Raw genomic sequence first — 8,917 nt, 5'->3', positions numbered from 1 at the left:
GTATCCAGGTCGAGCACGGCATCACCGAGGAGGTTACGGGCGTCGATCTCGTCGTACGCCAGATCCGCATCGCAAACGGCGAAATTTTAGAGCTTGAGCAAAGCGATATTAAGCCGCACGGCTATGCGATCGAGGCTAGAATCACCTCCGAAAACGTCTGGAAAAATTTCACCCCGGTTCCCGGCACCGTTAGCGATTATTATCCCGCACTCGGTCCTTCCGTGCGCGTCGATAGCCATATCTACAAGGGTTATAAAATTCCGCCGTTTTACGACTCGCTTCTAGCCAAGCTCATCATCAAAACCACCGACTACGACCTGGCCGTTAATAAGCTAGAGCGTGCACTGAAGGAGTTTCGCATCGAGGGGGTGCGCACGATCATTCCGTTTTTGCTCAGCATCAGCAAGTCGCGCGAATTTCGACTCGGCTTTTTTGACACGAGCTATGTAGAGAAAAATTTAGACAAAATTTTAGAAAACACGATGGACGATATGCAGCCGAATAAAAACGAAGCGATCGCCGCTATCATCGCTGCGATGCGCAAATCGGCGCGGATTTAGGAAAGAGCATGGATTTTTTAGATAGCCTAAAAGATATAAAAAAGGATATGCTTAAGGATAAGGCGGCAAGCTCCGCGCCCAAAAAGCCTAAAAGGCCCAATCCAAATCGCGACGAGTTTAAAGATATTTTCAGAGATGACGATTTGAGCCTGCAAAGCGAGGGCGGCTTAGACGGCGTCGCGACGGAAGAGCTTGACGTAGCCAAAGAGAGCATCGCCGCACGCGAAAATCGTCTTAAAGACGAGTTTTTAAAATACGTGGACGCGGCAAATATCAAAAAGCTGAATGACTGAAATTCCATTTTGTACGCTGGATTTTGCCTGCCCCTATCTGGACGGCAGAGCCGCGCGCAGCGAGTATCTCTACATAAAAGATTGCGACTTCGAGTATAATTCAAGCTTAGTGCAGCACGGCTACCGCCGCTTCGGCAGGTATTTTCAAAAGCCCATTTGCGCAGCCTGTGCGGAGTGCAAAAGTTTGCGCATCGATGCCGCAAATTTTAAATTTAGCAGATCGCACCGCCGCGTCTATAAAAATAATCGCACGACCGCCTATGTGTGGCAGCCTCGCCCGCTTTTAAACGATGCTCGTTTGGAGCTTTTCGCGCTTTACCACGACTACATGCATCTAAAAAAGGGCTGGCCTTTGCAAGAGATCGATTTTGAGAGATATGATGAAATTTACGTCCAGGGCCACGGCGACTTCGGCAAAGAAATTTCTTACTACGGCGAGGACGGGCGGCTTATCTGCGTCGATCTCATCGATATCGTGGATGACGGCATTAGCTCGGTGTATTGCTACTACGATCCGTATCTGCCGCATCTAGGTCTGGGTAAATTTTCGCTTTTAAAACAGATCGAGTTCGCCCAAGATATGGGGCTGCGCTGGATCTATCTGGGCTACGCGGTAAAGCAGTGCCCGAGCCTAGCGTATAAATTTAGCTACGAGCCGTATGAAATTTTAAACTCATACACAGAGCTTGACACCCCCGCCGTGTGGGAGGGGCGCACAGAGGAGTAGGTTCCACGCGCGGATGCCCCAGAAGTAGCCTAAATAGACATACGCGCTGCGCGGAAAAATGGGCTCCGCTTGCCTTTACGGCCTGTAAATACGCGGCGCGCGGTAGAGGTTATTCCGCCGCGCAAAATTCGGTCGCGCAGATACGACGCGGTATGTAAAAGTGCCTCTCATCGTTAAAATTTACGCTGAAATTTTGCGCGTTATGAGTCTTCAAGGCTTTTGAGTCACGGCAGGCGTTAAATTTTGCGCTGAAATTTAGCACCGCTCGGCCTGTGAAAATATCTGCAGCGAGGAAATTTAAAAGGAGGGCAGATGAATTTGCAAATTTTACGGCAGGCTCGGCATTTACGTGTCGCAAGACGGCACGCGCGGCTTTTGATCGTATTTGGCTCTTGAGTGCGCGCGAAAAAGGACGATTAGTTTCGTAATATAACTCTTACGCTGCCGCAATTAACCTTGGCGCTGCGACCGGCTTCGGCATTGACCTAGTTTCGATATCGCGATTAGCTCTGGTCCGTAACCGATACTGCCGCGCAAGCAGCGAAGCGCAAAAAGATGGCTTATAAAGCACGATACAGCATATATTTTGTAAAATTTAAGCAAACTGCGAAGCCGCAATAAGACGGCCGGTTACGGCAAATTTATCAGCTCCACTTTATTTTCCAGCGTTTTTGGGATCAATAAAACCTTGCCGTCGCTTGAGATGTCCGCAGGTCTTTGCATCGCGCCGAGGTTTATTTTGCGTATCTGTCCGTTTGCATCGATACGCCAAATTTTACCGCTTAAAAGGTCCTCACCCCAGTCGCTAATTAAAATTTCGCCGTTTTTTCCGCGCGCTATGCCGTAGAAAACCCCCTTCATATCGGCAAAGATCGAAATTTCGCGAGATTTCAGATCCATGCTTAGCACGCGCCCCGAAACCTTTCCACTAAGATCGAATGTAGTGATCAGAAGCTTATCGCCTTTAGCCAAAAGTCCGTTTGGGCTGCCTAGCGATGGATCGATGCGCGCAAACTCATCCGCGGTGCGCGAGAGCAGGTCGATGCGCCAGATCGTCCCACGCGCGGGATCGCTTGCGAGCAAAACTTCGCTGCCGAGCGCTACGACGTCGTTTAAGACCTGCGCTCCCTCGATTTTTAGATTGAAAACCTCTTGACCTTTACTAAAGCCTCTGATCGCGTCCAGATCGCACACGTAGAGCACGTCGCCGATCTGCGCCATTCCGCCCGGATTCACCAGATCGTCTATAAAATTTGTCTCAACGACACCCGAGTTTTTTACTATGCGGCTGATGAAGCCGTCGCGCTCTTGTGGATCTTCGCTACTGCCGCGATTTGCGATATAAAAAGCATCATCGGTAATGAGCGAACCACTAGGTGCACTAAATCCGTCGATCTCTAGGCCAAAAAGCGCGCCCGCCAAGGCGCACGAAAGTAGAACTTTTTTCATAATCTCTCCTTGATCTCGCCAAAATTTTAAGAATTTTAAAATTTTAAGGGAAGCGACGAGCGCCGGGTTAAAATTTTAAAATTCGCAGCGAGCTTTAAGATGAGCGAAATTTAAACCCGCAGAGCAAATAAAAGTGTAATTTTAGTTAAACGAGGCGGCTTGATCGGCAAAATTCTAGCGGGTCGGAAGGCCTTGCTTCGCGCATCGCTTTTAATTTGATGCGTCGAAGCCGAAGTGAGTAGGTTTGTGTGCGCTTTGGTTTACGCCATCGCTCACGGAATTTAGCCGTGAAATTAGACAGCATCTCGCGCGTAATTTCAAGCACCGTTGCATAATGTAATTCATTTGCGGCTGTGTTCGTTTTGAAATTTAATTCTGCGAGTGGATATTTTTTGCAAACTGTGGGCGTGATTTTAGTGCGCAGACGGAGACATCGCGTTTAGAGATACCTCACGCTTTAAAATTTGATTTAATTTAAACAAAGTGCGATTAAAATGCGATTTAAATTTTATGTACCGCGGGTGTAAATTTCGGTCGCGAAAAGAGAACCTGCCGCAAAAATTATTTAAAATTTACAGTGCACAAAATACCTTTTGAAATTTAAAAACGAGCCCGAGACGCACTTCAAAAATTGATGCGTGAGATTTAGATGCCGAGTTTAAATCTCGCCGTCATAACTATTTCAAAATTTAAAGCACAAAATTCAAACCGTACCGAGATGCGCCCCGTGCCGAAGCGCTACGCATCAAAATTTAATATGTAAATTCAAACAGGCGCGAAATTCTTGCGCGCCGAGGCTTTACGGGCTTTAAAATTTTAATGCGCAAAATTTTAGATCAAGCGGCATCTGCGTGACTAGCTGCGGCTGCTCGCTTGAAATTTAAATCGCAAAACTTAAATTATAGAATTTAACCGCGCGCGCCGAAAAAAAAGTGGGGGCTAAAAATCTAAAACGCCCTTGCCGGCTTAGATGCTAAAATCCTCGCCGAGATAGAATTTACGGACATTTGGATCGTTAGCTATCTCTTTTGCGGTGCCGCCTGCGAAAAGCTCGCCGTCTTTGATGACGTAGGCACGGTCGCAGATCGCAAGCGTTTCGCGGACATTGTGATCGGTGATGAGCACGCCGATGCCAAGATCGCTTAAATCGCGCACGATGCTTTGGATATCGTTAACGGCGATCGGATCGACGCCTGCAAACGGCTCGTCCAAAAGTAGAAATTTCGGCGTTATCATCAGGCTTCGCGCGATTTCGCAGCGCCTGCGCTCGCCGCCACTTAGGCTCACACCTTTGCGCAATCTGATCGGCTCGATGTTGAGTAGATTTAGCATCTCATCAACCTTTCGTGAGGCTTCGGCCTTGTTTTTATAGGTGATCTCCGCGGCGAGCATTAAATTTTCTTCAACGCTAAGCTCCTTAAAGATGCTGCTTTCTTGTGGCAGGTAGCCGATGCCGAGCTTAGCGCGCTTATGAAGCGGAACCTTTGCGATGCTATTTTCATTAAGCAAGATATCGCCACCGCTAGCGCTTATCAGCCCACAGATCATATAAAACGTCGTGGTTTTGCCCGCGCCGTTGGGACCCAGCAGGCCCACGATCTCGCCGTTGTAAAGCTCTAGCGAGATGCCCTTAATGATCGGCGTGCCTTTTATGGTTTTTTTAAGACTCCTGACTTCCAGTTTATGCATAGCTTACCTCGTATTTTCGCCCTTGCGCGTGCGGCGTGATCCTCACTACGCAAAAATCAAGCTCATATTTTTTAAGTAAATTGATCAAATTTTCATCCGCCCATTCAACCAGATGAAGCCCCTCTTCAAATAAATTTTCAAATAGTCCGTTTTTTAAAATCCCCTCACAGCCGCCGTTATAGATGTCGTAATGATAAATTTCGCCATAGTTTTGCATGATCGAAAATGTCGGCGAACTCACGTGCTCGTCTAACCCGTGAGCCCGCACGATCGCGCGCGCAAGAGTCGTTTTGCCGCTGGCAAGATCGCCGATTAGCAAGATTATGCCGCTTTTTGGCAGAGCCTGCACGAGGCGTGAAATTTCATCCTCGCCGCAGATGAGTTCAAAGCTCTTGGACATACTTTGCTTGCTCGCTTTTGGGCGTATTTTTTGCGCTAGGAAAGGCTAGGACCTTAAAGCTTTGTTTTCTATCCAAAAAGCTTATTGTGATTACATCGCCGATTTTAAGCTCTTTGGCGGGCTTTACTACCGCGCCGTTTACGGCTACGACGCCGCTTTTGCACATATCTTCGCTGATGGCGCGCCGTTTGGTGATATTGACTGCATTTAAAAATTTATCGATTCTCATAAGCGTGAGTTTAGCGATATTTGCCTTAAAAGCAACTATTAAACTATTTTTGGTAGAATTTCGCCAAATTTTACGTAAAGGATTTGAGATGGCAAAAGATGTAAAAAAGGTCGTTTTGGCGTATTCTGGAGGGCTAGATACTAGCATTATTTTAAAGTGGCTCGGTGATACTTACGGCTGCGATGTGGTGACTTTCACCGCAGATATCGGTCAGAACGAGGATTTGGAGCCGATCAAAAACAAAGCTGTGAAACTGGGCATCAAAAAGGAAAATATCTTCGTAGAGGATCTGCGCGAAGAATTTGTGCGAGATTACGTTTTCCCGATGTTTCGTGCAAATGCCGTCTATGAGGGCGAGTATCTTTTGGGCACATCGATTGCGCGCCCGCTGATCGCTAAAAAGCTAGTCGAGATTGCGAAAAAGACCGGCGCGGACGCCATAAGCCACGGCGCAACCGGCAAGGGTAACGATCAAGTCCGCTTCGAGCTTGGCGCATACGCGCTAAATCCCGATATTAAGGTGATTGCGCCGTGGAGGCTATGGGATCTGAACTCTCGCGAGAAATTGCTTGCCTACGCTAAGAAAAACGGCATCGATATCGCTTCAAAGCCAGGCAAGTCGCCGTATTCGATGGATGCGAATATCCTTCACATATCCTACGAAGGCTTGGTGCTGGAAGATCCCGCCCATGCGCCCGAGGAGGATATGTGGCGATGGACCGTAAGCCCTAAAAATGCGCCAGATAAGAGCGAGATCATCGAGATTGAATATAAGCATGGTGATCCCGTAAAACTAAACGGCAAGGCGCTTAAACCGCACGAGATGCTGGCAGCACTTAACGAACTCGGCGCTAAAAACGGCATCGGCAGGCTCGATCTTGTTGAAAACCGCTATGTCGGCATGAAGAGCCGCGGCTGCTACGAAACTCCGGGCGGCACGATTATGCTAAAGGCTCACCGCGCGATCGAGAGCATCACGCTAGATCGCGGTGCGGCGCATCTAAAAGACGATCTGATGCCGCGCTATGCCGAGCTTATATACAATGGCTTTTGGTTCAGCCCGGAGCGCTTGCTGCTTCAAGAGCTGATAAACAAATCCCAAGAGCACGTAAACGGCAAGGTTAAGGTAGAGCTTTATAAGGGCAACGTGACCGTGCTAGGCAGGGAAAGTAAGAGCGATAGTTTGTTTAATACCGATTTCGTGACGTTTGAAGAGGATAAGGTTTTCAATCAAAAAGACGGCGACGGATTTATCAAGCTAAGCGCTCTAAGATTTATCATCGCGGGAAAGAACGGACGCAAGCTTTAGATGAAATTTTGCCTATAGCGGCAAGGTGTGCAGGCAAATTTCACAAAACGAAATTTTAAAATTTATCGGAAAAGTAGCGAGCGGCTGCGGGCGAATTTCATAAAATTTCACGAAATTTTAGATCCGCCCGCGCCGCTTATAAAATTTTATAAATTTAAAGCTAAATTTAAAAGGATAATGGATGAAAGTATTATTGATCAAAGATGTTAAGGGGCTCGGAAAGGCGGGCGAGGTAAAGGAGGTCAAGGACGGCTACGGCAACAACTTCCTAATCGGCAAAGGTTACGCCAAAGCCGCTACGACGGAGGTTTTGCGTAAATTTGAAGCGGATAAGAAGAAGCAAGCCGAGCTAGAAAAATACGAGGTCGCGAGCTTGCAAAAATTAGCCGAGGAGCTAACCAAGATTCGCGTAAAAATCGAAAAGCAAACGGGCGAGAGGGGCGCGCTTTTCGGCTCAGTGACCAAAGATGAGATCGCAACCGCGCTAAAAGAGCAAAAAGGGATCGAAATCGATAAGAAAATTTTAGAGACCGAGACTATCAAAGCGACCGGGATATACGACGTAAATGTCAAGCTAAAGCACGGCATAAGCGCTAAATTTGAGATAGAGGTGGCTAGTGTTTGAAGCGACTACCATTTTAGCCTACAAAGGCGCGAAGGGCTCCGTCATCGGCGGCGACGGGCAGGTTACGTTCGGAAACACCGTCTTGAAGGGCAATGCGACTAAAATTCGAAAGATCGGCAAAGAGGGCAATGTTTTAGCGGGCTTTGCGGGCAGCACCGCCGATGCGTTTAATCTTTTTGATATGTTTGAGAAGTGCTTAGATGGCGCAAAGGGCGATCTTTTAAGGGCGGTGATAGAATTTAGCAAGCAGTGGCGCAAGGATAAGTATCTGCGAAAGCTCGAAGCGATGATGCTGGTGCTAGACCGCAAAAATATCTTTCTACTTAGCGGCACGGGCGATGTGGTAGAGCCGGACGACGGCAAGATCGCGGCGATCGGAAGCGGCGGAAATTACGCTCTTAGCGCAGCGCGAGCTTTGGATAAATTTGCAAGCTTAGACGAAGAGGAACTCGTAAAGCAAAGCCTTAAAATCGCGGGCGAGATTTGCATTTACACAAACGAAAACATCAAAACATACGCAATTTGGGACGAAAAGAGATGATGACGCCAAAGCAGATCGTAGAAAAACTAGACGAATATATAATCGGACAAAATAGCGCCAAACGCACGATAGCGGTGGCTTTGCGAAATCGCTACCGCAGAATGGCGCTTGAAGATGAGATGAAAAACGAGGTGATGCCCAAAAACATCCTAATGATCGGATCTACCGGCGTGGGCAAGACCGAGATCGCTCGCAGGCTTTCGAAGATGTTTGGGCTTCCTTTTATCAAGGTTGAGGCGAGCAAATACACCGAAGTGGGCTTCGTAGGGCGCGACGTGGAGAGCATGGTGCGCGATCTGGCTGCTGCGTCGGTAAATTTAGTGCGCGGCGAGGAATTTGAAAAAAACAAAGACAAGATCGATGATTATATCAAGCGTAAAATTTTAGAAAAAGTCCTTCCGCCGCTTCCGCGCGGTGCGAGCGAGGAGAAGGTCGCTGATTACGAAAAAAGCTACGAAAAGATGGCTGCCAAGCTCGAGCACGGCGATCTGGACGATCTTAGTATCGAGATCGAAGTGAGCGAAAACGCGCTTGAGTCAAATCCGAATTTGCCGCCCGAGATGGCGAATATGCAGGAAAGCTTCATCAAAGTAATCGGAATTTCGACGCGCAAAAGCAAAAAAGAGATGAAGGTAAAAGACGCCAAAGTTGCCCTTAAAAGCGAGGCTAGCGAGAAGGTCTTAGATATGGAGAGCATCAAAGCCGAAGCCGTTAGGCGTGCGCAAAACGAGGGCATCATCTTTATCGACGAGATCGATAAGGTGGCTGTCTCAAGCGGCAATAGCGGCAGGCAGGATCCGAGCAAAGAGGGCGTACAGCGCGATCTGCTTCCGATCGTGGAGGGCAGCAGCGTAAGCACGAAATTCGGCAATATCGACACCGATCACATCCTTTTTATCGCCGCGGGAGCTTTTCATATTAGCAAGCCGAGCGATCTAATACCCGAGCTTCAGGGGCGCTTCCCGCTTCGCGTCGAGCTTGACAGCTTGGACGAGGCGGCGCTGTGCGAAATTTTAACCAAGCCAAAAAATTCGCTTCTTAAGCAGTACTCGGCGCTTTTAAAGACCGAGGGCGTCGAGCTGGAATTTAGCGAGG

At 48.1% G+C, this 8,917-nt stretch carries 10 protein-coding genes and 1 pseudogene; 7 read left to right on the top strand and 4 right to left on the bottom strand.

What is annotated here, in order from left to right:
- The 3 genes and pseudogenes from Q0274_RS05905 to Q0274_RS05895 all read left to right on the top strand — a co-directional run.
- Positions 1–560, top strand: a pseudogene (locus tag Q0274_RS05905) (acetyl-CoA carboxylase biotin carboxylase subunit); the annotation flags it as partial.
- A gap of 8 nt (positions 561–568) precedes the next feature.
- Positions 569–853: a hypothetical protein gene (locus Q0274_RS05900; protein ID WP_298028326.1), complete on the top strand. Its 285-nt coding sequence runs from the start codon at positions 569–571 to the stop codon at positions 851–853.
- On the top strand, positions 846–1,580 hold the full coding sequence (locus Q0274_RS05895) for an arginyltransferase (protein WP_298028325.1): 735 nt from the start codon (positions 846–848) through the stop codon (positions 1,578–1,580). Before Q0274_RS05900 ends, Q0274_RS05895 begins: the two co-directional genes overlap by 8 nt.
- A 630-nt stretch (positions 1,581–2,210) precedes the next feature.
- Here the strand turns inward: Q0274_RS05895 and Q0274_RS05890 are convergent.
- The 4 genes from Q0274_RS05890 to Q0274_RS05875 form a co-directional block, all read right to left on the bottom strand.
- Positions 2,211–3,029: an ATP-binding protein gene (locus Q0274_RS05890; RefSeq protein WP_298028324.1), complete on the bottom strand. Its 819-nt coding sequence runs from the start codon at positions 3,027–3,029 to the stop codon at positions 2,211–2,213.
- Positions 3,030–3,995: 966 nt separating this feature from the next.
- Positions 3,996–4,718, bottom strand: a complete 723-nt coding sequence (gene lptB, locus Q0274_RS05885) for an LPS export ABC transporter ATP-binding protein (protein ID WP_298028323.1) — start codon at positions 4,716–4,718, stop codon at positions 3,996–3,998.
- Positions 4,711–5,118, bottom strand: coding sequence for a tRNA (adenosine(37)-N6)-threonylcarbamoyltransferase complex ATPase subunit type 1 TsaE (gene tsaE, locus Q0274_RS05880; RefSeq protein ID WP_298028322.1), 408 nt, complete (start codon positions 5,116–5,118; stop codon positions 4,711–4,713). Before tsaE ends, lptB begins: the two co-directional genes overlap by 8 nt.
- Positions 5,102–5,347: a S4 domain-containing protein gene (locus Q0274_RS05875; protein WP_291937410.1), complete on the bottom strand. Its 246-nt coding sequence runs from the start codon at positions 5,345–5,347 to the stop codon at positions 5,102–5,104. The genes tsaE and Q0274_RS05875 overlap by 17 nt, the downstream gene beginning before the upstream one ends.
- A gap of 88 nt (positions 5,348–5,435) precedes the next feature.
- On the opposite strand from Q0274_RS05875, the gene Q0274_RS05870 reads away from it, so the two are divergent.
- The 4 genes from Q0274_RS05870 to hslU all read left to right on the top strand — a co-directional run.
- Complete coding sequence (locus tag Q0274_RS05870; RefSeq protein ID WP_298028321.1) at positions 5,436–6,656, top strand: argininosuccinate synthase; 1,221 nt, start codon at positions 5,436–5,438, stop codon at positions 6,654–6,656.
- Between the two features lie 181 nt (positions 6,657–6,837).
- Positions 6,838–7,281 carry a 50S ribosomal protein L9 gene (gene rplI / locus Q0274_RS05865; protein ID WP_298028320.1) on the top strand — a complete coding sequence of 148 codons (444 nt, stop codon included), beginning with the start codon at positions 6,838–6,840 and terminating at the stop codon, positions 7,279–7,281.
- Complete coding sequence (hslV, locus tag Q0274_RS05860) at positions 7,274–7,822, top strand: ATP-dependent protease subunit HslV (RefSeq protein ID WP_005870266.1); 549 nt, start codon at positions 7,274–7,276, stop codon at positions 7,820–7,822. The genes rplI and hslV overlap by 8 nt, the downstream gene beginning before the upstream one ends.
- Positions 7,819–8,917 (top strand): HslU--HslV peptidase ATPase subunit (gene hslU, locus Q0274_RS05855; RefSeq protein WP_298028319.1); only part of this gene is annotated, 1,099 nt, incomplete at its 3' end. The genes hslV and hslU, both read left to right, overlap by 4 nt.

Source organism: uncultured Campylobacter sp., from assembly GCF_937973075.1.
In the GTDB taxonomy this organism is placed as follows: Bacteria; Campylobacterota; Campylobacteria; order Campylobacterales; family Campylobacteraceae; genus Campylobacter_B.
This window is presented reverse-complemented; position numbering and strand designations above follow the sequence as displayed.

Bases quoted from the DNA above. Each gene is read 5' to 3' on its own strand.
- Q0274_RS05900 (WP_298028326.1), top strand. From the start codon at position 569: ATGGATTTTTTAGATAGCCTAAAAGATATAAAAAAGGATATGCTTAAG.
- lptB (WP_298028323.1), bottom strand. From the start codon at position 4,718: ATGCATAAACTGGAAGTCAGGAGTCTTAAAAAAACCATAAAAGGCACG.
- Q0274_RS05875 (WP_291937410.1), bottom strand. From the start codon at position 5,347: ATGAGAATCGATAAATTTTTAAATGCAGTCAATATCACCAAACGGCGC.
- Q0274_RS05870 (WP_298028321.1), top strand. From the start codon at position 5,436: ATGGCAAAAGATGTAAAAAAGGTCGTTTTGGCGTATTCTGGAGGGCTA.
- tsaE (WP_298028322.1), bottom strand. From the start codon at position 5,118: ATGTCCAAGAGCTTTGAACTCATCTGCGGCGAGGATGAAATTTCACGC.
- rplI (WP_298028320.1), top strand. From the start codon at position 6,838: ATGAAAGTATTATTGATCAAAGATGTTAAGGGGCTCGGAAAGGCGGGC.
- Q0274_RS05895 (WP_298028325.1), top strand. From the start codon at position 846: ATGACTGAAATTCCATTTTGTACGCTGGATTTTGCCTGCCCCTATCTG.
- Q0274_RS05890 (WP_298028324.1), bottom strand. From the start codon at position 3,029: ATGAAAAAAGTTCTACTTTCGTGCGCCTTGGCGGGCGCGCTTTTTGGC.